19 protein-coding genes and 1 pseudogene are annotated in these 21,105 nt (G+C 75.9%); 5 read left to right on the top strand and 15 right to left on the bottom strand.

Translation table 11 applies throughout. From position 1 onward, the window contains the following. Positions 1-153 precede the first annotated feature (153 nt). Positions 154-1,089 carry a polysaccharide pyruvyl transferase family protein gene (locus Sdi02f_RS00185; protein WP_245962118.1) on the top strand — a complete coding sequence of 312 codons (936 nt, stop codon included), beginning with the start codon at positions 154-156 and terminating at the stop codon, positions 1,087-1,089. Between the two features lie 13 nt (positions 1,090-1,102). Here the strand turns inward: Sdi02f_RS00185 and Sdi02f_RS00180 are convergent, their stop codons facing one another. Further along, positions 1,103-1,792: a nitroreductase gene (locus Sdi02f_RS00180; protein WP_030403401.1), complete on the bottom strand. Its 690-nt coding sequence runs from the start codon at positions 1,790-1,792 to the stop codon at positions 1,103-1,105. Between the two features lie 105 nt (positions 1,793-1,897). On the opposite strand from Sdi02f_RS00180, the gene Sdi02f_RS00175 reads away from it, so the two are divergent. Beyond that, a complete protein-coding gene (locus Sdi02f_RS00175) occupies positions 1,898-2,503 on the top strand; it encodes a TetR/AcrR family transcriptional regulator (RefSeq protein WP_053639360.1) in 606 nt (201 codons plus the stop codon). Here Sdi02f_RS00175 and Sdi02f_RS00170 read toward each other — a convergent pair. From Sdi02f_RS00170 to Sdi02f_RS00115, 12 genes and pseudogenes are all read right to left on the bottom strand, one after another. Continuing rightward, positions 2,491-3,387 (bottom strand): glycosyltransferase family 2 protein, encoded by an 897-nt coding sequence (locus Sdi02f_RS00170; protein WP_030403399.1) that lies wholly within the window; start codon positions 3,385-3,387, stop codon positions 2,491-2,493. The genes Sdi02f_RS00175 and Sdi02f_RS00170 overlap by 13 nt on opposite strands. Beyond that, positions 3,384-4,313, bottom strand: a complete 930-nt coding sequence (locus tag Sdi02f_RS00165) for a glycosyltransferase family 2 protein (protein WP_030403398.1) — start codon at positions 4,311-4,313, stop codon at positions 3,384-3,386. Before Sdi02f_RS00165 ends, Sdi02f_RS00170 begins: the two co-directional genes overlap by 4 nt. Then, entirely contained in the window at positions 4,310-5,350 is a 1,041-nt protein-coding gene (locus tag Sdi02f_RS00160) for a glycosyltransferase family 9 protein (protein ID WP_167458096.1), read from the bottom strand. Before Sdi02f_RS00160 ends, Sdi02f_RS00165 begins: the two co-directional genes overlap by 4 nt. 197 nt (positions 5,351-5,547) lie before the next feature. Beyond that, positions 5,548-6,930 (bottom strand): D-glycero-beta-D-manno-heptose 1-phosphate adenylyltransferase, encoded by a 1,383-nt coding sequence (gene rfaE2, locus Sdi02f_RS00155; protein WP_167458129.1) that lies wholly within the window; start codon positions 6,928-6,930, stop codon positions 5,548-5,550. An 8-nt stretch (positions 6,931-6,938) separates the two neighbouring features. Continuing rightward, positions 6,939-7,571, bottom strand: coding sequence for a D-sedoheptulose-7-phosphate isomerase (locus Sdi02f_RS00150; protein ID WP_108932466.1), 633 nt, complete (start codon positions 7,569-7,571; stop codon positions 6,939-6,941). Next, positions 7,568-8,788: a glycosyltransferase gene (locus tag Sdi02f_RS00145; RefSeq protein WP_108932465.1), complete on the bottom strand. Its 1,221-nt coding sequence runs from the start codon at positions 8,786-8,788 to the stop codon at positions 7,568-7,570. The genes Sdi02f_RS00150 and Sdi02f_RS00145 overlap by 4 nt, the downstream gene beginning before the upstream one ends. Then, the gene (locus tag Sdi02f_RS00140) at positions 8,785-9,735 is read right to left on the bottom strand and encodes a glycosyltransferase (RefSeq protein ID WP_030403393.1); all 951 of its coding nucleotides are present in this window, start codon (positions 9,733-9,735) and stop codon (positions 8,785-8,787) included. Before Sdi02f_RS00140 ends, Sdi02f_RS00145 begins: the two co-directional genes overlap by 4 nt. After that, positions 9,732-10,721 carry a glycosyltransferase family 9 protein gene (locus Sdi02f_RS00135; RefSeq protein ID WP_030403392.1) on the bottom strand — a complete coding sequence of 330 codons (990 nt, stop codon included), beginning with the start codon at positions 10,719-10,721 and terminating at the stop codon, positions 9,732-9,734. Before Sdi02f_RS00135 ends, Sdi02f_RS00140 begins: the two co-directional genes overlap by 4 nt. Positions 10,722-11,065: 344 nt before the next feature. Next, positions 11,066-11,599, bottom strand: a pseudogene (locus tag Sdi02f_RS35780) (D-glycero-alpha-D-manno-heptose-1,7-bisphosphate 7-phosphatase); the annotation flags it as partial. Beyond that, a complete protein-coding gene (locus Sdi02f_RS00125) occupies positions 11,596-12,630 on the bottom strand; it encodes a glycosyltransferase (protein WP_108932463.1) in 1,035 nt (344 codons plus the stop codon). The gene Sdi02f_RS00125 and the pseudogene Sdi02f_RS35780, both read right to left, overlap by 4 nt. Continuing rightward, positions 12,627-14,267: a carbamoyltransferase family protein gene (locus Sdi02f_RS00120; protein ID WP_030403389.1), complete on the bottom strand. Its 1,641-nt coding sequence runs from the start codon at positions 14,265-14,267 to the stop codon at positions 12,627-12,629. The genes Sdi02f_RS00125 and Sdi02f_RS00120 overlap by 4 nt, the downstream gene beginning before the upstream one ends. A gap of 161 nt (positions 14,268-14,428) precedes the next feature. Beyond that, positions 14,429-15,391, bottom strand: coding sequence for an NAD-dependent epimerase/dehydratase family protein (locus Sdi02f_RS00115; protein ID WP_031085315.1), 963 nt, complete (start codon positions 15,389-15,391; stop codon positions 14,429-14,431). A 144-nt stretch (positions 15,392-15,535) separates the two neighbouring features. Between Sdi02f_RS00115 and Sdi02f_RS00110 the strand changes: the two genes are divergently transcribed. The 3 genes from Sdi02f_RS00110 to Sdi02f_RS00100 all read left to right on the top strand — a co-directional run bounded on the left by Sdi02f_RS00110 (position 15,536) and on the right by Sdi02f_RS00100 (position 17,763). Continuing rightward, the gene (locus tag Sdi02f_RS00110) at positions 15,536-16,327 is read left to right on the top strand and encodes a polysaccharide deacetylase family protein (RefSeq protein ID WP_245962117.1); all 792 of its coding nucleotides are present in this window, start codon (positions 15,536-15,538) and stop codon (positions 16,325-16,327) included. 28 nt (positions 16,328-16,355) lie between these two features. Beyond that, on the top strand, positions 16,356-16,796 hold the full coding sequence (locus tag Sdi02f_RS00105) for an SRPBCC family protein (RefSeq protein WP_108932462.1): 441 nt from the start codon (positions 16,356-16,358) through the stop codon (positions 16,794-16,796). A gap of 85 nt (positions 16,797-16,881) precedes the next feature. Continuing rightward, positions 16,882-17,763: an endonuclease/exonuclease/phosphatase family protein gene (locus tag Sdi02f_RS00100; protein ID WP_030403385.1), complete on the top strand. Its 882-nt coding sequence runs from the start codon at positions 16,882-16,884 to the stop codon at positions 17,761-17,763. 44 nt (positions 17,764-17,807) lie between these two features. Here the strand turns inward: Sdi02f_RS00100 and Sdi02f_RS00095 are convergent, their stop codons facing one another. Both Sdi02f_RS00095 and Sdi02f_RS00090 read right to left on the bottom strand, forming a co-directional pair. Further along, complete coding sequence (locus tag Sdi02f_RS00095; RefSeq protein ID WP_053639353.1) at positions 17,808-18,959, bottom strand: XdhC family protein; 1,152 nt, start codon at positions 18,957-18,959, stop codon at positions 17,808-17,810. A 52-nt stretch (positions 18,960-19,011) separates the two neighbouring features. Further along, the gene (locus Sdi02f_RS00090; RefSeq protein ID WP_030403383.1) at positions 19,012-20,469 is read right to left on the bottom strand and encodes an NCS2 family permease; all 1,458 of its coding nucleotides are present in this window, start codon (positions 20,467-20,469) and stop codon (positions 19,012-19,014) included. Positions 20,470-21,105 lie beyond the last annotated feature (636 nt).

Here is a 21,105-nt window from a genome sequence, read left to right as displayed (position 1 = left end):
GTCCACCGGTGTCCTGAGCACCCCTCAGGTGCAAGACCGGGGGGCGTTGCGGGCCTCCACGAGCGGCCCGCAACGCCCCCTTTCCACGTCCGTCTCCCGGGTTCCTCCCGCACCGGTGGTTGCCGGGGCGCCGGCGGGGCACCCGGGGCCACTGTGGACGCACGGGACGGCGGCGGAATCCTGGTGACCGGCTGGTTCAGCTTTCTGCACGGGGAGGCGACGGCCGGGGACGTGCTGGCGCTGGCACGGGTGGAGGAGGTGCTGCGGGACGCGGACCTCGCCTACGACGTGGTGTGGAGTCCCGGTTTCCGTGCCGACGGCATGCACTTCGCGGACGTGGACCCGGCGGCGTACTCCCGGCTGGTGTTCGTGTGCGGGCCGGTGCACGGTCCGCAGGTCGAGGAGTTGCACCGGGTCTTCGCGCACTGCGTGCGCATCGCCGTGGGGGTCTCCGTGGTCGACCCCGGCTCCCCTGCCGTCACCGGCTTCCACCGGGTGCTGGCCCGCGACGCCGCCGGGGCCGCGCCGGGCCTCGACCTGGCGGCCCGCGCCCCCGCGCTGCCGGGCGTACCGGTCGTCGGGGTGGTGCTCACCCACGGGCAGCACGAGTACGCGGGTCGGCGACGGCACGAGGAGGCCGCCGCGGTGCTGACGCGCTGGCTGGGCGGCCTGGACTGCGCCCGGCTGGAGCTGGAGACCCGCCTCGACGCGCACGACTGGCGGCTGTGCGGCACACCGGCCCAGTTCGAGGCCCTGCTGTCCCGGCTCGACCTGGTCGTCACCGACCGGCTGCACGGACTGGTGCTCGCGCTGCGGGCCGGCGTTCCGGTGCTGGCGGTGGACCCGGTGGAGGGCGGGGCGAAGGTGACGGCGCAGGCCGTCGCCTGCGGCTGGCCCGCGGTGGTGGGCGCCGGGCGGCTGGACGCGGCGCTGCGCGAGGGCGTGCTGGAGCACTGGTGGCGCTGGTGCCTGACCGACGGCCGGGCCGAGGCGGCGCGCACCGGTGCCCGGTTCCGGGCGGACGACGCGGTCACGGACGCGGCCGACGCCCTGGTCGCGGCGCTGGGTCCCGCCGGCCGGCCCGCATGACGCCGCCCGCCGGCTAGGCGTGGAAGGCCGTCGTCGCCTCGATCGGAGCCCGCTCGGTCCTCACCCGGTTCACCGGTGCGGCCTCGTCGGCGTACCCGAAGGAGATGCCGACGAGCAGCTTGCCCCCGGTGACGCCGAGTTCGGTGCGGACGGTGTCGGCGTAGAAGCTCAGCAGTCCCTGCGGGCAGCTGTCCACGCCGTACGCGGTCATCGCCAGGAGCAGCGTCTGCATGTAGGCGCCGACGTCGGCGGCCAGCCGGGCGTCCCCGTCGCCGTGGACGAAGAGGAACGCCGCGTGCGGCGCGCCGTAGAAGCCCAGGCTCTCCGCGTCGTAGGCCGCGCGGGCCGGGTGGTCGTCGGGGCCGATGCCCAGCGCCCCGTACAGCTCGGCGCCGAACGCCGCCCGACGGGTCTGGTGCACCGGCGCGTACATCTCCTCGGAGTACGGGAAGTCCACCGAGGTGCGCCCTTCGGCGTGGGCGCTTCGCAGGGCGTCGGCCAGGCGCCGGCGTGCCGCGCCGCTCACCACCTCCACCTGCCACGGTTGTGCGTTGGAGTTGGACGGCGCGGCGCCGGCCAGCGAGAAGATCCTGCGCATCGTGTCCTCGGGAACGGGTTCGGGACGGAAGGCGCGGGACGCGTGACGGCCGCGTATCAGCTTCTCCGCGCTGCCGCTCAGCTCGGTGGGCAGGAAGGTGCTCATGGGACTCCTCGGTGACGGAGGCTTCAAGTAAACGGGTCCGTTTACTTGCGGAGTCACCTTAGCGCGACGCGGCCGACGAAGTAAACGAGTGCGTATACTTACTTCATGAACACGACCGCGAGTACGACGGCCACGGCGTCCCGGCGGCCCGGGCGCGGCGGGCGGGAGCGCATTCTGGCCGCCGCCGCCCGGCTGTTCGCGGCCCAGGGCATCGGCGCGACCGGCATGGAACAGGTCGCCGAGGAGGCGCCGGTGTCCAAGCGGACGCTCTACGCGCACTTCCGCACCAAGAACGACCTGGTCATCGCCCACTTGCGGGGCCTCGCGCAGTCGGGGGCGACCCTGGAAGGCGTGCTGACCCGTCAGGACGTCCCTCCGCGTGAGCGGATCCGCCGGTTGTTCGACCAGCCGGCGACGGACGCGGCCCCGGTGCGCGGGTGTCCGTTCATCGACGCCGCCGCGGAGTTCCCCGACCCGCAGAGCGCGGTGCACTCCTACGCCCGGGAGCAGAAGCTGCGCATGGTGCACCTGATCGTCGCGGTGCTGACGGAGCTGGGCTGCCGCGACCCCCTGCCGCTCGCCGAGCAACTGGCCACCCTCGCCGACGGGGCGGCCAGCCGCGCCATGGTGCTGGACGACGCGGACTACGGCCGCCACGCACGGGCGGCGGCGGAGGTACTCCTCGATCAGGCGCTGCGTCAGCCGGTGTAGCTGCGGGCCGTCGAGTCGCGCTGGGCGGGCTCCAGCGACCGCAGCCGGGCCTCCACCTCGGGCGGCAGGACCCGGCGTTCGCGCAGCACCCACGGCAGGGCGGCCGTCGCCTCGGCGAAGGCGCGCAGGGACGCGGTGTCGCGGGGGACGGTGCGGGCCAGGTGCAGGGTGCGGCGCAGGGCGGGGCCGAGCGGGCGGCGCAGCCAGGTGAACCACAGGGTGTTGCGGATGCCCTGCGCCCGGCGCACCGTCGAGTCCCGCACCCGGGACGGCTGGTGATGGATCGTCAGGTGGTCGGCGTAGGTCAGCCACCAGCCGTCGGCGGCCAGGTCGGCGGCGAGCAGTTCCTCCTCGCCGCCCAGCCACAGCCGGGGGTGGAAGCCGCCCGCGGCGCGGAAGGCGTCGGTGCGCAGGACGGTCGCGGCGGCCAGGAAGGAGCCGAGCGCCGGTCCGGGGAGCCAGTCGGGGCGGGGGACGGGCGAGTCGCGCAGTTCCCCGACGATCGGGTCCTCGGTGCCGTCCGGTTCGACCAGGATGCGGGCGGTGACGGAGCCGACCGCCGGGTACCGGTCGAGCAGGTCGGCGGCCCCGGACAGGGAGCCGGGCGCCCACCAGGAGTCGTCGTCGCAGAAGGCGACGTAGGGGGTGCTCACCTGACGGACGGCCAGGTTGCGGCCGACGGCGCCGAGGTTGCGGCCGGGCCGCAGGAGCCGCACGCCGGGGTGGTGGCGGGCGACGGCGGCGGCCGTGCCGTCGGTGGAACCGTTGTCGGTGACGATCACCGCCGGTTCCTCGGGCAGTTCGGCGAGCCGGTCCAGGGTGCGCAGGAGTTCGGGGCACCGGTTGTGGGTGATGACGACGACGGTGGTCCGGGTGTCCGTCACGAGGCCGCTCCGTCGAGGAGGCGGGCGGCCCGCTCCACGTGCGGGGGCAGCGGCCTGCGGGCGCGCAGGGCGGCGGGCAGGCGGGTGAGGGTCTCGCGCAGGGCGTGCCGGGCGTGCGGGTCGCGGCGGGCGTCGGCGGCGAGGGCGCGGGTGCGGGCCAGCGCGTACGGAAGGGGGCGGCGCAGCCAGGCGGTGAGGAGTTCGTTGCGGCGTACGACGGCCGGGCGGCCGCTGCGGGGGCGCGGGTCGGGGTGGTGGTGGGCGACCACGTCGGGGCAGTGCGTGACGCCCCAGCCGCGGGCGGCGAGGTCGTAGGCGAGGAGGGTCTCCTCGGCGCCGAAGAAGAGCAGCGGGTGGTAGCCGCCCGCGTCGAGGTAGGCCGTGCGCCGGGCGACGGCGGCGCAGCCGAGGAAGCCGAGGACCTGGGTGCCGGGGAGGTCGGTGGCCGTGCCCAGCGGGGAGCGGGCGAGCAGGTCGTTGAGGGGGTCGGCGGCGTCGGCGGGCCCGACGAGGGTGCGGGCGGAGAGCAGGCCGAGCCGGGGGTGCGCCTCGAAGTGCCGGGCGGCGGCGGTCAGGGAGCCGGGGGCCCACCAGGAGTCGTCGTCGCTGAACGCGACGTAGGGGGTGTCCAGGGCGCGGACCCCGTGGGTGCGGGCGAGGGCGCCGCGGTTGACGGGCAGGGCCAGGACGCGGACCCGGGGGAAGTCGCGGGCCAGCATGGCGCGGGTGCCGTCGGTGGAGGCGTTGTCGACGACGAGGACCTCGGGCCGTTCGGGCAGGGCGAGCAGGTTCCGCACGGTGACGGCGAGGCTCGCGCGGCGGTTGCGGGTGGCGATGACGATGCCGACGGGGGCGGGGCGCGTGGGGTCCGGGCGGGAGCGTTCGCGCGTGGTCGCCGGACCGTGGTGCTGCGCGGCGTGCTTCATGGTGCCTCTTCCGGGGCGTCGTGGGGTGCGTCCAGCGCGTGCAGGGCTTCGAGGACGGCGTCGGGGGTGATCCGCAGCAGCGCGGGGTCGGTCTCGTGGCCGTGCGGGTCGCCGTCGGGGCCCGGGTGCCACAGGGCGCGGTGCCGGGGGTGGGGCGGCGGGCCCCAGCGGCTGGGCGGCACCGGGCCGAAGAGGGTGACGGTGGGCGTGGCGTGGGCGACGGCGAGGTGGGCGATGCCGGTGTCGCCGCTGACGACGGCGTGGGCGTCGGCGACGAGGGCGGAGAGCCGGTCGTGGGGCAGGCCGCCGCCGAACACGTCCGTGTCGGGCAGGCCGGCGAGCTTGGCCAGCCTGGCCACCAGGTCCGCCTCGTCCGCTCCCCCGGTGACCACGACCCGGCGCCCGCGAGCGCGCAGTGCCTCGGCGACGGCCGCGTACCGTTCCACGGGCCAGCAGCGGGAGGGGGCGCCGGCGCCGGGGTGCAGGACGACGGCGCCGGGGGCGGGGGACGGCGTGTCCGGGCGCGGCAGCAGGAGGTCGGCGGGGTCGGCGTCGATGCCGTACGCGCGCAGCAGCCGGCACCAGCGGTCGCGCTCGTGCTCCTCGGCGTACCAGGGCGGGCCCTCGATCTCGGGGGTCCCGGGGTGCGCGAACGCCAGCAGCCGCCGGGGGCGCAGGCGGGCCAGGAGGCGGTGGCTGGGCGGTCCGTTGCCGTGCAGGTCCACGGCGACGTCGGGGGGCGGCCCGGTCCAGTCGAGGGCGCGCGGGACGGCCCGCCCGGGTTCGGCGGCGGGCAGCACCCGGTCCACGGCGCCGGTCGCGGCGGCCACGGGGGCCAGCTCGGCGGGGCAGGCCAGCACCAGCTCGTGCCCGGGATAGGCCCGCCGCAACGCCCGCAGCGCGGGCACCCCGGCCAGCAGGTCGCCGAGCCCGAGGGCCCGCAGCACCAGGACGCGGGGCCTGTCCCCGCCGTCGTGCCGGGCGGGTTCCCGGCCTCCCCGCGCCGGGCGCGCCGTCTCCGCCGTTGGCGGATGCACGGGATCCCCGGTCACCGGCCCGCCGGCCGACCCCGGGGACGGAAAGCCACCCAGGGACGACGACGCACCGCCCTCCGCCGGGCCCCCGCCCCCCGTTCGGGCCCGGTGTCCGTCGGGCGTGGGGGGCGCGGCGTGGGGGTGCCGTGGCGCGGAGGGCGGGGCGAGCGGGGCGCGGGGGTGTGCCCGGGGGCCGGGGCTCATCGGGCCCCTTCCGCCGCGCGGGCCAGGAGGGCGGAGGAGGAGCGGCCGTCGAGGTAGGGGAGGAGGACGGCCTGGCCTCCCCACTCCTGGAGGAGCGCGGCCTCGGGGAGGTCGGCGCCGGCGTAGTCGCCGCCCTTGACCCAGACGTCGGGGCGCAGGTCGCCGAGGAGGCGTTCGGGGGTGTCCTCGTCGAAGACGGCGACGGCGTCGACGCAGGCGAGGGCGCGCAGGACGCGGACGCGGTCGGCGAGGGGGTTGACGGGGCGGCCCCCGCCCTTGCGGCGCCGGACGGAGGCGTCGGAGTTGACGCACACGACCAGGCAGTCGCCGAGCCGCCGGGCGGCCTGGAGGAGGCCCACGTGTCCGGCGTGCAGGAGGTCGAAGCAGCCGCCGGCGGCGACGACGGTGCCGTGTCCGGCGCGGACCCGGGCGGCCAGGGCGCCGGGGTCGTCGGTGTCGGGCGGCGAGGCGGGGGCCTGGCCGGAGTCGGCCGGGGGCACGGCGGCGGCGCCGCCCGCGGCGACGAAGGCCGTGGCGGCGCCCACGGCGCCCTCGACGGCCTCCCCCACCAGCGCCCCGTCGGCGAGCAGTCCGGCCGCGGTGGCCGCGAACCGGTCCCCGGCGCCGCAGGCGTCGCCGTGGTGGGCGGCGGGCGCCGGGACGAGGAGCGGGTGCTCGCCGTACGACAGGAGCGCGCCGCGCGGGCCGAGGGTCACGGCCACCGCGGCCGCCCGCCAGTCCCGTACGAGGGCGGCGGCGGCGAGGGCGGCGGCGCGCAGGCCGCCGCCCGGTTGGTCCGGGGACGGTGCGAGCGCGTGGGCCTCCTTCTCGGCCGGCGTCACCAGGCGGGTACCGGGGACCGGCGGCCCCCCGCGCGGGTGGGGGTCCCAGACCAGCGGCGGGCGCGCGGCGAGCACGTCGCGCAGGGCGTCCGCCGCGCCCCGGCCGTAGTCGGAGACCAGCACGGCCCGGGCGGAGCGCAGCGCGTCGCGGGCCTCGTCGGTGGCCGCGCGGACCCGGCCGCCGCCCCGGTCGAGGCGGACGACGGGACGGTCCTGGGCGAGGACGCGGGTCTTCTCCGGCACCGTGCCGGTCAGCGGCAGGGGGACCAGGGTCAGCCAGGGGTCGAGCAGTTCACGCAGGGCGCGGCCGGCCGGGTCGTCGCCGACGCCGGTGATCAGCGTGACCTCGCGGCCGTCGCGGGCGGCGAGGTACGCGGCGAGGGCGGCGCCGCCGGGGCGGATCCGCTCGGCGCACTCCGAGACGACCGGGACCGGCGCGTCCGGTGCGAGCCGGTCGGCGGAGCCGCTCAGGTCCCGGTCGAGCAGCGCGTCGCCGACCACGACCAGCGGGGTCCTCCTGTCAGCCTTGGCAGCCATGTCTCCCCTCACCTCCGCTTCCGCTGGGCCGCGCGCCCGGCACCGCGCGCGGTCCGTGCGCCGCGCGCCCCGCGCTCCAGGGCCACGTCGAAGGCCGCGCAGATCATGTGGACGGCGACCAGGTGGATCTCCTGGACGGTGGCCGTCGCGGGCGCGTCGACGCACAGGGACTCGTCGCTGCCCGCCATGAGGGGGTTGGGGGCGCAGCCGGTGAGCGCCCACACCCGTACGCCGGCCGAGCGGGCGGCGTCGGCCGCGGAGAGCAGGTTGGCGCTGGCGCCGGAGGTGGACAGCAGCATCAGGACGTCGCCCCGGCGGCCGTGGGCGCGCACCTGGCGGGCGAACACCTCGTCGACGCCGTAGTCGTTGGCGATGGCGGTGGTGGAGGAGGTGTCCGCGTGCAGGGCGATCGCGGAGAACGGCGGGCGGTCGTCACGGTAGCGGCCGACGAGTTCGGCGGTCAGGTGCTGGGCCTGGGCGGCGCTGCCGCCGTTGCCCGCGGCGAGCAGCCGGCCGCCGCCGCCCAGCACGGCCGCGAGCCGTTCGCCCCAGCGCTGGGTGACGTGCGCGGAGGCGCGGAACGCCGTCAGTGCCGCCTGGAGTTCGTCGCAGTGCCCGGCCACGGGCGGGTGCACGGTCATGACGCCACCTCCGTCGACAGCGCGTGTTCGGACCGGGTCAGGCGGTAGACCTGCTCCGCGCCGTCGGCGACGCGGGCCCAGGTGTAGTGCCGCAGAACGCGTACGCGGCCGTTCCTGCCGTACTGGCGGCGCAGCCGCTCGTCGGCGAGGAGCGCACGGGCGGCCTCCGCGACGGCCTCGGGGTCCTGCGGGGCGACCAGACGGCCGGTGACGCCGTCGGCGACGGAGTCGCGGTGGCCGCCGACATCGGTGGCGAGGACGGGCACGCCGCACGCCATGGCCTCCAGCGGCACGATGCCGAACGGCTCGTACACCGGGGTGCACAGCACCAGGTCGGAGCTGCGCAGGAGGGCGGGCATGTCGTCCGGGTCGACGGCGCCGAGCAGCCGGACGCGGTCGGCGACGCCGGCGCGGCGGGCGATGCCGGTCAGGCGCCGGGCCTCGGGTTCGGCCTCCACGGCGCCGGCGGGCGGGCCCCCGGCGATGAGGAGTTCGGTGCCGGGGACGTGGGCGAGGGCACGGATCGCCAGGTCGTAGCCCTTGCGGGGGACGAGCCGCCCGCAGGCGAGCAGCCGGTGCGGCAGGCGCCGTTCGGGCGTGCGGCCGGTGTCGGCGGCGGGGTGGAAGTGCTCTGCGTCCACGCCGCAGGGCACGACGGAGACCTGGCGGGGCGGGACGCCCATGTCGCCGAGTTCGACCACCTCGTCGGTGCAGGTGGCCAGGACCCGTGCGCAGTCGCGGCCGAGCTGCCGTTCGATGCCGATGCGCTCGTAGGGGCTGGTGTCCCGCATGCCCTGGTGGCGGCGCTTGACGGTGCCGAGGGCGTGGAAGGTCTGGACGAGCGGGATGCCGTGCGGCCGCACGCCGATCCGGGAGGCCGTGCCGGACATCCAGAAGTGGGCGTGCACGACGTCGGGCCGTTCGCGGGCCCAGGCGCGGGCCAGGTGGGCGCCGAAGGCGGGCATGTGCGGGAAGAGTTCGTCCTTGGGGAGCCGCACGGGCGGCCCGGCCGGCACGTGCTCGACGACCGCGCCGCCGGGCAGGGGCACCCGGTCGGGCAGGTCCGCGGCGTCGCGGCGGGTGTAGACCGTGACGTCGTGGCCGCGTCCCGCCAACTCCTCGGTGAGACGGGCCACGTAGACGTTCTGTCCACCGGCGTCGACGCCGCCGAGCGCGGCCAGCGGGCTCGCGTGCTCGGAGACCATGGCGATCCTCATCGGGTCACCTCCTTGAGCAGCCGCTCCCAGTCGTCCAGGAAGCGGGACAGCCCGTAGTGGGCGAGGGCCGCCGCACGGGCTCCGTCGCCGACCGTCCGCGCGTGCAGCGGGTCGGCGAGGAAGTCGCGTACGGCGTCGGTCAGTACGTCGATGCGGTTGGAGACCACTCCGGCGCCCGGGGGCACGGCCTCGGCGACCTCGGTGGTGGCGAGGGCCACCACGGGCATGCCCAGGTGCATGGCCTCCAGCAGGGACAGGCCGAGCGAGGTCCAGCGGACGGGGTGGACGTAGACGCGGCGGCGGGCCATCTCGGTGTGCAGGTCGCTCTGGGGGACGTCCCGCGTGCGGCAGCGCGCGGGGGCGAGACCGAGGTGCTCGGCCAGGCCCTCGGTGCGCATGCCGAACACGTCGAGCGGGGCGGCGCGGGAGAAGACGGGGAGCAGGTCGGTGCCGGTCGTGCGCCCGCGCCGGACGGGCTCGTTGACGACGACGGCGGCGCGTTCCAGCTCGCCGGTCCAGCGGTGGCCGGGGTCGACGATGCCGTGCTCGACGACGGCCGTGTCCGCCGGACCCGCGTCCCACATCAGCCGGTTGAAGTGGGTGACGTGGACGAGGGTGACGCCGGGGATGTCCGCGGCCGGGTGGCGGGTGCGGGGCACGTCGCCGTCGGGGGCGTTGTGCTCCAGGTAGACCAGCGGGGGACGCCGTCCCAGCCACCGGTCCACGAGGGCGAGTTCGTGCGGGCGCTGGAGGATCACGAGGTCGACGTCCTCCTCGCGCAGCCGCTCGGGCGGTACTTCCACGACGGAGTGGGGCCAGTCCCAGGTGCGGGCGCGGCCGAGGCCGTCGGGTCCGCGGTCGGGGGTGACGGGGACGAGGTACGTGTGGGGGCCCTGTACGAAGGCGGTGGTCCACGACCCGTGCACGTGCCAGATCAGGATCCTCATGTCTCCCCCATCAGCTTCTCGACGGCGGTGGCCACGTCGGTGGCGGTGACGGTGTTCAGGCAGGGGTGCCCGGCGACCGGGCAGTCCCGGGCCCTGCTCCCGGCGCAGGGCGCGTCCTGGTCGCCCAGCAGGACGTAGGGGACGCCGTAGGGCCGCCAGCGCTCGGCGGGTACGACGGGGGCGAACAGGGAGACGACGGGGGTGCCGACGGCCGCGGCGAGGTGGGCGGGCGCCGTGTTGCCGGTGACGACGACGGCGGCGCCCGCGAGGACGCCGGCCAGTGCGGGGGCGTCGGTGCGGCCGCCGAGGTCGGTGCCGTGCCGGCCGGCGACGTACGCGGTGAGGTCGCGCTCGTCGCCTCCGCCGGTGACCAGGACGCGGTGTCCGGCGGCGGCGAGTTCGCGTACGGCCTCGGCGGCGCGCTCGGGGCTCCAGGCGCGGGCGGGGACGCTGGCGCCGGGGTGCAGGACGACGTAGGGACCGGGGCCGGTGAGGGCGTCGGCGGGCGGCGGCGTGCGCACGCGCAGCCGCCCGTCGTCGGGGCGGGGGAACCCGGCCGCCTCGGCGAGGTCGAGCGCGGCCTCGGCCTCGTGGGCGTGCGGGGCGCGCCGGTGGCGCAGGTCGAGGAGGGAGCCGGGGTAGTCCACGCTGTCCGCGGCGATGTACCGGACGCCGGCCAGGCGCAGCACCAGGGCGGTGGGCAGCGGGGACTGGTGGAAGGAGGTGAGGACCAGCGCGGTGTCGGCGTCGATGCGTTCCACGAGCGCGTCGATGTCCTCGCGGCTGACGTCGGGCGGCGCGAATCCGCCCCAGGGCGCCTCCCACACCAGCACCTCGTCGACGCCGGGCAGCAGCCGGGCGGCGGGCGCGCCGCGTGCCCCGCAGACCATGGTGACGTGGTCGGCCCGGGCGGCGACGGCCCGTACGGCGGGGCCGGCGAGCAGGACGTCGCCGAAGCTGTCGAGCCGGGTGACGAGCGCCCTCATGCCGGCCTCCCTCGCCTGTCGCCGCCGCCCCGCGTCCGCGCCGCCCCGCCGGGGGGCACGGGGCGCGAGGTGTCCGACGCGTCGGCGGCCCCGCTCCGGTCCGGGCCGTGCGCGGGGTCCGGGGCCCCCGCCGGGCCCCCGCCGGGTGCGGCGAGCGGCCGCCCCCCGCCGCCGCCGACGACGGCGCCGACCCCGCCCCCGCCGTCCGCACCGTCCGCACCGTGCCCGCCGTGCCCGCCGTGCCCGCCGGCACCGGCGCCGGGGGCCGCCGGGCCGCCCGCGGCGCGGTCGGCGACCACGCGGTCGGCGCTGCTCCCGCCCCCTCCCGGGCGGACGGGGAGGTCCGGCGGACCGTCGAGGACCGCCCGTACGGCGGTCAGGAGGTCCGGGGCGACGTGGGGCGCGGCGGTCCTCTCCTCGGGGCGGGTGCGGTCGTTGGGGACGAGGATGCCGTGGGCGCCGGCGCGCTCGGCGGCCTCCATGTCCGCGCCGATGTCGCCGACGACGACGCAGGAGGCGGGCGCGGCGCAGACGCGTCCGGCGGCCCACAGGACCATGCCGGGCTGCGGCTTGCGGCAGTGGCAGCCGTCGTCGGGACCGTGCGGGCAGACCGCCCAGACGTCGAAGGGGCCGATCAGGTCGTCGATGCGGCGGTTGACGCGCCGTACGTCGTCGTCGCTGATCAGGCCGCGGGCCACGCCGGACTGGTTGGTGACGACGCCGACGCGGACGCCGTTCTCGCGCAGCAGCGCCACCGCCTCGCGGGCGCCGGCGACGGGCCGGACCAGGTCCGGGTCGCCGTTGTAGGGGACGTCGTGGACGAGGGTGCCGTCGCGGTCGAAGAGGACGGCTCGCACGGCACGGCCGGCGGCGCTCATGCGGCCACCTCCCGCCAGGCGGGGGCGGCGCGGTGGCGCCACAGTCCCGCGAGCCGGTGCCAGGTCGCGGCGGGCGGGATGAGCACGCTGGTGACCAGCATGGTGGTGACCTCGTGCCGGGTGCGCGGGCCGGGCGCGATGCGGGCCCAGGCGAACTCGGCGGTGCCCGCGGCCCAGCCGGCTCCGGCGAGGGCGGCGGCCCGGGGGCGTCCGGCCGCCGCGAGGGCGAGGGCCGCGGCACCGGCGGCGGTGGTCGCCGCGTGGCGCCGGATGCGGCCCCGGGGCGCGACCGCCTTGGCCCACCAGCCGGGGCCGTGCAGCCGCCGCATCAGGGCGTCGTCGGCGTTGCCGCGCTGCTGCTTCAGGGAGACCCAGCGTCCGGCGGGGCGGACCGGGTGGCGGGTGGTGCGGCGGCCCCGCCGGATGCGCCAGCCCGCGTCCAGGACGCGCAGCGCGAGGTCGGCGTCCTCGCGGAAGGCGCGGGTGAAGCGTTCGTCGAAGCCGCCGACCTGCTTGAGCACGTCGGTGCGGTAGGCCATGTCGGCGGTGATCCAGCGGGCCTGCGCGAGTCCGGCGGTGCCTCGCTCCCAGTCCGTGGGACGGCGCTCGCCGGGCAGCGGTACGGCGATCACGCCCTGTACGGCGCCGGTGTCGGGGGCCGCCTCGGCGAGGTCCTGGATCAGCTGGTCGCACCAGTGCGGGCCGACCTGGACGTCGTCGTCGAGGAACGCGGTCCAGGGCGAGGTGACCGCCCGGACACCGATGTTGCGGGCGGCGGCGGGGCCCCGGCCCCCGCTGCGCAGCACCACCGTGCGCTCGCGCAGGTCGCCGAGGACGGTCAGCGCGTGTTCCAGCGCGCCGGGGTCGGCGTCGGAGTCCGGCCGGTCGTCGACCAGGACGATCTCGTCGGGGTCCGGGCCGTGCGCGGCGACCAGCGCGGCCAGGCAGTCGGCGAGCGTGTCGCGTACGAGGGTGGGGACGACGACGGCGTAGCCCGTCCTGGTTCCGCCGGTCCCGGGGGCGGTGCTCATGCGAACGCCCGTCCCCGGCGCACCGCGAAGGGGCCGATGGCGAGCAGGTCCACGGGGGCCGAGCCGAAGCACTCCAGCGCGTCGCGCGGGTCGTCGACCATGGGCCGCCCGGCGGTGTTGAGGCTGGTGTTGACGACGACGGGGAGCCCGGTGCGGCGTTCGAAGGCGGCGAGCATCCGGGCGACGAGGGGTTCGCGGCGTTCCTCGACGGTCTGGATGCGGGCGGTGCCGTCGACGTGGACGACGGCCGGGATGCGCTCGCGCCAGGCGGGGTCGACGTCGTGCACGAAGAGCATGTACGGGCTGGGGACCGGCCCGGTGAAGATGTCTGCGGCGCGCTCGGCGAGCACCATGGGCGCGACGGGACGGAACTCCTCGCGGCCCTTGACGTGGTTGAGGCGTTCCAGGTTCTCCGCGCGGCCGGGGTGGGCCATCAGGGAGCGGTGGCCGAGGGCGCGCGGCCCGAACTCGCTGCGGCCCTGGAACCAGGCGACGACGCCGTCGCGGGCCAGCTCCTCGGCGACCGTCTCGGCGATGTCGTCCGGCTCCTCGTAGGGGATCGCCGCCGTCTCCAGCCAGGCGCGGATCTCGTCGTCGCTCCAGCCGCGGCCGAGGTCGGCGCCGGGCATCGGCTCGGGCGCGGCGCCCTCCTGGGCGGCGGCCACGTGCAGGGCGCCGCCCAGGGCGGTGCCGGCGTCGCCCGCGGCGGGCTGCACCCACACGTGCCGGTACGGGCCGCGGGCGGCGATCTTCGAGTTGGCGACGCAGTTGAGGGCGACGCCGCCGGCCATGGTCAGGGCCTCGCCGCCGGCCTCGCGGTGCAGCCAGTGGACGAGTTCGAGGAGGAGTTCCTCCAGGACGGCCTGGGTGCTGGCGGCGAGGTCGGCGTGGTCCCGCGTCCAGTCCTCGCCCTTGGCGCGCGGCGGGGCGAGGGCGGCCCAGTCGACGCCGTGGGCGCGGAAGCCGCCGTCGCCGGTCGCGTGGACGTGCTCGCGCAGCCGCTCCAGGAAGCGGGGCCTTCCGTAGGAGGCGAGGGCCATCACCTTGTACTCGTCGCTGCTGCGCAGGAAGCCGAGGTGCTCGGTCAGTTCCTCGTAGACCAGACCGAGCGAGTGCGGCAGGGCCTGGGTGGCGAGGACGTCGAGCTTGCCGTCGCGGTAGCGGCCGGCCAGGTGGGAGGCGGACTCGCCGCGGCCGTCGAGGACGAGGACGTCGTTGTCGGGGTGGGGCGAGGCCGGTCCGGCGGAGGCGGCGTGCGCCACGTGGTGGGGGACGAAGACGACCTGGTCGGGGTGGAGTCCCGGCAGCGCCTCGGCGAGGAACTCGGGGGCGCGGCGCGCGTAGGCGAGCCGCAGCGGGTCCCAGGGGTCGTCCAGTCCGAGGTCGCGGGCGGGCCGGGCCAGCTTGGGGTCGAAGGAGTACGCGACGGCGTCCAGTTCCCCCGGCCGCACCCCGGCGTGCTCCAGGCACCACCGCGCCGACAGCTCCGGGACCTCCCAGGCGGAGAACGGCACCGGGCGCTTGCCGTGCTTGCGCCGGCTGAACCGCTCCTCCTCGGCGGCCGCGACGGTACGGCCGTCGACGACGAGGGCGGCGGCCGGGTCGTGGAACAGGGCGTTGATACCAAGGATGCGCATGGGGCGGGCTCCTCTCTCGGCGTCGCGGGTGCCGCGGGGCGGTTGCCTCAAACACTTGGAGACAGGTCACTTCCGGAGGAAAGCGGACGTGTCACCGTATGTGACCGTCTGAGGCCGCCGTCCGGGGTCCGTCGTCCGGGGTCCGTCGTCCGGGGTCCGCGTCAGGCGGCGACGGCGTGCGCGAACCAGCCGATGGTCCGCTCCAGCCCCTCGTCCCAGCTCACGCTCGGCCGCCAGCCCAGCCGCTCGCGGGCCAGGGTGGTGTCCGGCCTGCGCCGGCCGGGGTCGTCGACCGGGCGTTCGACGAAGCGGATGCGGGAGCCGGAGCCGGTGAGTTCGACGACCCGGCGGGCCAGCTCGAGCATGGTGATCTCGTCGGCGCCGCCGATGTTCATCGGCCCGTTCTCCCCGGACGCGGCGAGGGCCAGGACGCCGGTGACGGTGTCGTCGACGTAGCACAGGGAGCGGGTCTGGCCGCCGTCGCCCGCGACGGTGAGCGGCATGCCGTCCAGCGCCTGCGCGATGAAGGTGGGCACGGCCCGGCCGTCGCCGGTGCGCATGCGGGGGCCGTAGGTGTTGAAGATGCGGACGATGGCGGCGTCGGTGCCGTGCACCTGGCGGTGCGCCGTGACCAGGGCCTCGGCGAAGCGCTTGGACTCGTCGTAGACGCTGCGCGGGCCGACCGGGTTGACGTTGCCCCAGTACGTCTCGCGCTGCGGGTGCTCCAGCGGGTCGCCGTAGACCTCGGAGGTGGAGGCGAGCAGGAAGCGGGCGCCGTCGGCGCGGGCGCGTTCCAGGGCGTTGCGGGTGCCGGTGCTGCCGACGTCGAGGGTCTCCAGGGGCAGCCGGAGGTAGTCGGCGGGCGAGGCGGGGCAGGCGAAGTGCAGGACGAGGTCGAACCGGCCGGGCAGGCCGCGCAGGGCCACCGGATCGGTCGCGTCGGCCCGGACGAACCGGAATCCGCGCCGCCGCTCCAGCTCGGCCACGTTGGCGCGGGAGCCGGTGGCCAGGTTGTCGAGGCAGACGACGTCGGTGCCGGCGTCGAGCAGCCGGCCGCACAGGTGGGATCCCACGAACCCGGCTCCGCCGGTCACCAGGGCCCGGCGCCAGACGCGCGCGTTCACGGTGGTCTCGCTCACGGGGTCCTCCTCACTCTCGCCGTCACGTGCGTGCCGGCTGAGTAACCCCGCGCCTACCATCCCTACCCCGAACACCGGTTCGAGGGGGTGCTATAAACTGCATATATACACGCAGCGTATAGTCCCCGCATGCCTTCGCTGACCAGCAAGATGACAAAAACGGGGACCGGGTTCCGCGTACTCGCGACTTTCGCCGCCGCGGCCTCGCTGACCCTCTCGCTGAGCGGCTGCACGAAGCTGGAGACCACCTCCCCCAGCTCCGTCCGCAACGCCGCCGGCACCCAGCAGGCCCGCACGGGCGGACTCGGCACCGTCGACTGCGCGCACGCCAAGTGCATCGCGCTCACCTTCGACGCCGGACCGAGCGAGAACTCGTCCCGGCTGCTCGACATACTCAAGGAGAAGCACGTCCCGGCGACCTTCTTCCTGCTCGGCAAGCGCCACATCGACACCTATCCCGAACTTGTCAGGCGCATGGCCGACGAGGGCCACGAGGTGGCCAGCCACACCTGGACGCACAAGATCCTCACCGACGCGAAGCCGGACGAGATACGCGAGGAGCTCGAGCGCCCGAACAAGGAGATAGAGCGCCTGACCGGCAAGCGCCCCACCCTGATGCGCCCGCCGCAGGGCCGCACCGACGACACCGTGCACGGCATCTGCCGCGAGCTGGGCCTGTCGGAGGTGCTGTGGAGCGTGACCGCCAAGGACTACCAGACCGACGACTCCGACCTGATCACCGAACGCGTCCTGGACCAGTCCTCGCGGGACGGCATCATCCTGCTGCACGACATCTACGACGGCACCGTGCCCGCCGTGCCCGGCATCGTCGACGCGCTCAAGAAGCGCGGCTACGTCTTCGTGACGGTGCCCCAGCTGCTGGCCCCCGGCAAGGCCGAGCCGGGCAAGGTCTACCGCTAGGACCCGTCCGGCGTGCCACGATCGCCCCGTGGCCACCTTCTCCCTGAACCGCACCGTCCCGCTCGCCCCGGACAAGGCCTGGCGCCGGCTCACCCGCTGGGAGCGGCACGGGGACACCGTGCCGCTGACCCGGGTCACCGCCGCCCCGCCCGGCCCCACCCACCGGGGCACGCTGGTCGTGGCCCGCACGGGTGCCGGACCGCTCGCCTTCGACGATCCGATGGAGGTGACCGTCTGGCAGCCGCCGTACGGGGACACCCCCGGCCGGTGCCGGATGGACAAGCGCGGCCGGGTGGTCCGGGGCTGGGCGGAGCTCGACGTCCGTCCCGCACCCGGCGGCGGGGCGCGGGTCGGATGGCGCGAGGAGCTGGACGTCCCGCTCCTCCCCTCCCTCCTCGACGGCGTCCTCGCCCGCTCGGGGCGCCTCGTCTTCGGCCGCACCGTCGACCACCTGCTGCGGCACCCGTGAACGACGGGTTGCGAGCCGGGCACGGCACAGGGACGAGAACGCGCCGCACGCCTCGCGGCCCCCGTTTCCCGCGTACCGTGCCGACATGTCTCCCAGAGCGCGCACCCTCATCCAACTGTCCCTCGCCGGAGCCCTGTTGACCGCAGCCGTGGCGGCACCGCCCGCCTGGGCCGCCGACCGGGGCCGCCCGGTCCCGCTGCGCGTCGCCACCTACAACGTCCACGCCGGGGCGGGGTCGGACGGCGTCTTCGACCTCGACCGGCAGGCGGCGGTGCTGCGCGCCCTCGACGCGGACGTGATCGGCCTCCAGGAGGTCGACGTGCACTGGGGCGCCCGCAGCCAGGGGCTCGACATGGCCGGGGAGCTGGCGCGGCGGCTCGGCATGCGGGTGTCGTTCGCGCCGATCTACAGCCTCGACCCGGTGACGGCCGGCGAACCCCGGCGCGAGTACGGCGTGGCGGTGCTGTCGCGCTTCCCGGTCCGCTCCGCGGCCAACCACGAGATCACCCGCCTGTCCACGCAGGACGAGAACCCGGTGCCGGCCCCCGCGCCCGGGTTCGGCGAGGTCACGCTCAAGGTCCGCGGCGTGCCGGTGCAGGTGTTCGTGACCCACCTCGACTACCGGGCGGACCCGGCGGTGCGCGAGGCCCAGGTCGCCGACACCCGGCGGATCATGGCCCGTGAGCGGGCGGAGCTGCCCGGCGCCCGCCAGTTCCTGCTGGGCGACTTCAACGCCGGGCCCTCCGCCCCCGAGCTGGCCCCGCTGTGGAAGGAACTGCGCGACGCGGGAGCGGGGTCCCCGGACACGTATCCGGCCGAGGCCCCCGCGAAGCGGATCGACTACGTGGCCGTGGGCGAGGGCGTACGCGTGCACGACGTCGCGGTCCCCCAGGAGCCCACCGCCTCGGACCACCGTCCGGTCGTGGCGGAGGTGTCCCTGGACAGGCGGGTCCCCGGCCGGGACTGAGACCGGCTCGGCAGAGCCGCCGGCCGCCGAGCACGGGGACGGCCCTACGCCACCGCCCCGCCGCGCCGCGCCGGTGCGGCCGGGACGTCGTGGTGGATGGGGGTGCGGGCACCGGTCAGGGAGGTGCCCGTGCCGCCGTGGCGGGTCGCGACGATCTCGGCGGCGATGGACAGGGCCGTCTCCTCGGGGGTGCGGGCGCCGAGATCGAGGCCGATCGGTGACCTGAGGCGGGACAGCTCCAGGTCGCTCACGCCGGCCTCGCGCAGCCGGGCCTCGCGGTCCAGGTGGGTGCGGCGGGAGCCCATCGCGCCGACGTACGCCACCGGCAGGCGCAGCGCCAGGCGGAGCAGCGGGACGTCGAACTTGGCGTCGTGGGTCAGGACGCACAGCACCGTACGGGCGTCGACGGCGGTGCGCGCCAGGTACTCGTGGGGCCACTCGGCGACGATCTCGTCCGCGTCCGGGAAGCGGGCCCGGGTGACGAAGACGGGGCGCGCGTCGCACACCGTCACGTGGTAGCCGAGGAAAGCGCCGATCCGCGCCAGCGCCGAGGCGAAGTCGATCGCGCCGAAGACGATCATGCGGGGTGCGGGGACGGCGGACTCGATCAGCAGGGTGAGCGGCGCTCCGCAGCGCGAGCCCCGTTCACCGATCCGCAGGGTGCCGGTGCGACCGGCGGCCAGGAACGCCCTCGCCTCCGCGGCCGCCGTGCGGTCCAGCTCGGGACCGCCGCCGAGGCCGCCGGTGCGGGAGCCGTCCGCCCCGACGGCCAGCGCGCGGCCCAGCAGCTCCGCCGGGCCGCTCACGATCCGTGCCACCGCCGCCGTCCCCCCGCGCGCGGCGGCGGCGAGGACCGCGGCCAGGGCCGGACGGGCGGGGGCCGCCGCCGGTACCGGGGCGACCAGGACGTCGATGACCCCGCCGCAGGTCAGACCCACGGCGAAGGCGTCCTCGTCGCTGTACCCGAAGCGCTCCAGGACGGTGTCGCCGTCCTGGAGCGCCTGCCGGCACAGCTCGTACACGGCTGCCTCCACGCACCCGCCGGAGACCGAACCGACCACCGTGCCGTCGGCGTCCACCGCGAGGGCGGCGCCGGCCGGCCGGGGCGCGCTGCCGCCGACGGCCACCACGGTGGCCAGGGCGAAGTCGCGGCCCTGCTCGACCCACCGGTGCAGCTCTTCGGCGATGTCCAGCATCTTCCGGTCCTCCTCCGCACGACGGGTACGTGCGGGGTTCCCCTCGGCGCGGCTAGTGCACGCCCATCCAGCTCTCGATCGGGTTGAGCGCGAAGTAGACGAGGAAGATCACCGTCAGGCCCCACATGAACGCGCCGATCTCCCGGGCCTTGCCCTGCGCGACCTTGATGGCGACGTAGGAGATGACGCCGGCGGCGACACCGGCCGTGATGGAGTACGTGAACGGCATCAGGACGACGGTCAGGAAGACCGGGATCGCGGTGGCCCGGTCGGCCCAGTCCACGTGCCGGGCGTTCATCATCATCATCGCGCCGATGACCACCAGGGCGGCCGAGGCGACCTCCTGGGGCACGATCGCGGTGATCGGCGTGAAGAAGAGGCAGGCCGCGAAGAACAGGCCGGTGACGACCGAGGAGAGCCCGGTGCGCGCCCCCTCGCCGACGCCGGTCGCGGACTCGACGAAGACGGTCTGGCCGGAGCCGCCCGCCACACCGCCGATGGCACCGCCGGCGCCGTCGATGAACAGCGCCTTCGACAGGCCCGGCATCCGGCCCTTGTCGTCGGCGAGCTTCGCCTCGGTGCCGACGCCGATGATGGTGGCCATCGCGTCGAAGAACCCGGCGAGCACCAGCGTGAAGACGATCATGCCGACGGTCATCGCGCCGACCTCGCCCCAGCCGCCGAACTCCAGGCTGCCGAAGAGCGAGAAGTCCGGCATGGAGACCGCGCTGCCGTGCAGTTCCGGGGCGCCGTTGGCCCACTGCTTGGGGTCGATGACCCCGGTGGCGTTCAGGATCGCCGCCACGATCGTGCCGGTGACGATGCCGATCAGGATGGCGCCGGGCAGGTTGCGGGCCTGGAGCATGAAGATCAGCAGCAGGGTGCCCGCGAAGAGCAGGACGGGCCAGCCGGCGAGTTCTCCGGCCGGGCCGAGGGTGAGCGGGGTCGCCTCGCCCGGGTGGACGAAGCCGCCCTTGACCAGGCCGATGATGGCGATGAACAGGCCGATGCCCATGGTGATGCCGTGCTTGAGGGCGAGCGGGATCGCGTTCATGATCATCTCGCGCAGCCCGGTGACCACGAGCAGCATGATCACCACGCCGTACATCACGCACATGCCCATGGCCTGCGGCCAGGTCATCTGCGGGACGACCTGCCCGGCGATCACCCCGGACACCGAGAGCCCGGCGGCCAGGGCGAGCGGCACCTTGCCGACGAAGCCCATCAGGAGCGTGGTGACCGCCGCGGCGAGTGCCGTGGCGGTGATCAGGGCCTTCTGGCCCAGGGTGTCCCCCGCCGCGTCCTTGCCGGACAGGATCACGGGGTTGAGGAGGACGATGTAGGCCATCGCCATGAAGGTGGTGATGCCGCCGCGCACCTCACGCGCGACCGTGGATCCCCGGTGGGATATGTGAAAGTACCGGTCGAGCCAAGACCGTCCGCCGGGAACGCGGGAGCCCGCGCCCGCGTCTTCGGCGGTGGTCTCGGGCTCCACTGACTGCTGGGTCATGGGGCCGTCTCCCAAGGTTCATAGGTGCACCCGGCCGGCCGCTGGGGCGGCCGCGGGATTTGGGATATGCACGACCCGGGGGACGGCCCGAGGCGAACGCATGTGTGGTGGTACTGGTGCTTCCGGTGGTACTGGTGCTTCCGGTGGTACTGCTCGTGCCGGCGGCACGGGCGGTTCTCCTGGCGCTTCACGTACCGCGAGCGGAGCGGTACCCGGCCGGTGCTCCGGGCGGCGCGGAGTGTGTGACGTTCCGTGCGCCGCCCGGAGGGTCTTCGTGCGTCGCGTCCCGGACGGCCGCCTTCCGGCCGCCGGACGGGCGGTGCGGGCCTGTGGAGCTGGTGCGGTACCTCAACGGGGACTCCGGGCGGGCGGTCGGCGACGAAGCGGGAGGCCTCACGGCGCGAGCCGTGAGAACCCGTCCCTCCAGGGGGAGGGGGGCGTCGCGTTCTGTTCGTGCGGAACGACGACGGCCTCAGTAGACCGTCGTGCGCTCCACCGGGGTCAGTCGCAGAAACCATGAAGGAGTTGGCTGGCCAGGGCGGGCATCTTGTAGATTCGTATGAACGGAGGGGCTCAACCGCCCCCCCTGTTCTCCTCCGGAATCGGGCGACACAGCCGCGTGACCTGGAACACTTC

This window comes from Streptomyces ardesiacus (assembly GCF_003112575.1).
Classification (GTDB): Bacteria; Actinomycetota; Actinomycetes; order Streptomycetales; family Streptomycetaceae; genus Streptomyces; species Streptomyces ardesiacus.
This window is presented reverse-complemented; position numbering and strand designations above follow the sequence as displayed.

What these genes read in the sequence shown, in the direction of transcription:
- Sdi02f_RS00125 (WP_108932463.1), bottom strand. Translation starts at nt 12,630, where the DNA reads ATGAGCACCGCCCCCGGGACCGGCGGAACCAGGACGGGCTACGCCGTC.
- rfaE2 (WP_167458129.1), bottom strand. Translation starts at nt 6,930, where the DNA reads ATGGCTGCCAAGGCTGACAGGAGGACCCCGCTGGTCGTGGTCGGCGAC.
- Sdi02f_RS00110 (WP_245962117.1), top strand. Translation starts at nt 15,536, where the DNA reads ATGCCTTCGCTGACCAGCAAGATGACAAAAACGGGGACCGGGTTCCGC.
- Sdi02f_RS00100 (WP_030403385.1), top strand. Translation starts at nt 16,882, where the DNA reads ATGTCTCCCAGAGCGCGCACCCTCATCCAACTGTCCCTCGCCGGAGCC.
- Sdi02f_RS00165 (WP_030403398.1), bottom strand. Translation starts at nt 4,313, where the DNA reads ATGAAGCACGCCGCGCAGCACCACGGTCCGGCGACCACGCGCGAACGC.
- Sdi02f_RS00175 (WP_053639360.1), top strand. Translation starts at nt 1,898, where the DNA reads ATGAACACGACCGCGAGTACGACGGCCACGGCGTCCCGGCGGCCCGGG.
- Sdi02f_RS00145 (WP_108932465.1), bottom strand. Translation starts at nt 8,788, where the DNA reads ATGAGGATCGCCATGGTCTCCGAGCACGCGAGCCCGCTGGCCGCGCTC.
- Sdi02f_RS00095 (WP_053639353.1), bottom strand. Translation starts at nt 18,959, where the DNA reads ATGCTGGACATCGCCGAAGAGCTGCACCGGTGGGTCGAGCAGGGCCGC.
- Sdi02f_RS00120 (WP_030403389.1), bottom strand. Translation starts at nt 14,267, where the DNA reads ATGCGCATCCTTGGTATCAACGCCCTGTTCCACGACCCGGCCGCCGCC.
- Sdi02f_RS00090 (WP_030403383.1), bottom strand. Translation starts at nt 20,469, where the DNA reads ATGACCCAGCAGTCAGTGGAGCCCGAGACCACCGCCGAAGACGCGGGC.
- Sdi02f_RS00150 (WP_108932466.1), bottom strand. Translation starts at nt 7,571, where the DNA reads ATGACCGTGCACCCGCCCGTGGCCGGGCACTGCGACGAACTCCAGGCG.
- Sdi02f_RS00140 (WP_030403393.1), bottom strand. Translation starts at nt 9,735, where the DNA reads ATGAGGATCCTGATCTGGCACGTGCACGGGTCGTGGACCACCGCCTTC.
- Sdi02f_RS00180 (WP_030403401.1), bottom strand. Translation starts at nt 1,792, where the DNA reads ATGAGCACCTTCCTGCCCACCGAGCTGAGCGGCAGCGCGGAGAAGCTG.
- Sdi02f_RS00135 (WP_030403392.1), bottom strand. Translation starts at nt 10,721, where the DNA reads ATGAGGGCGCTCGTCACCCGGCTCGACAGCTTCGGCGACGTCCTGCTC.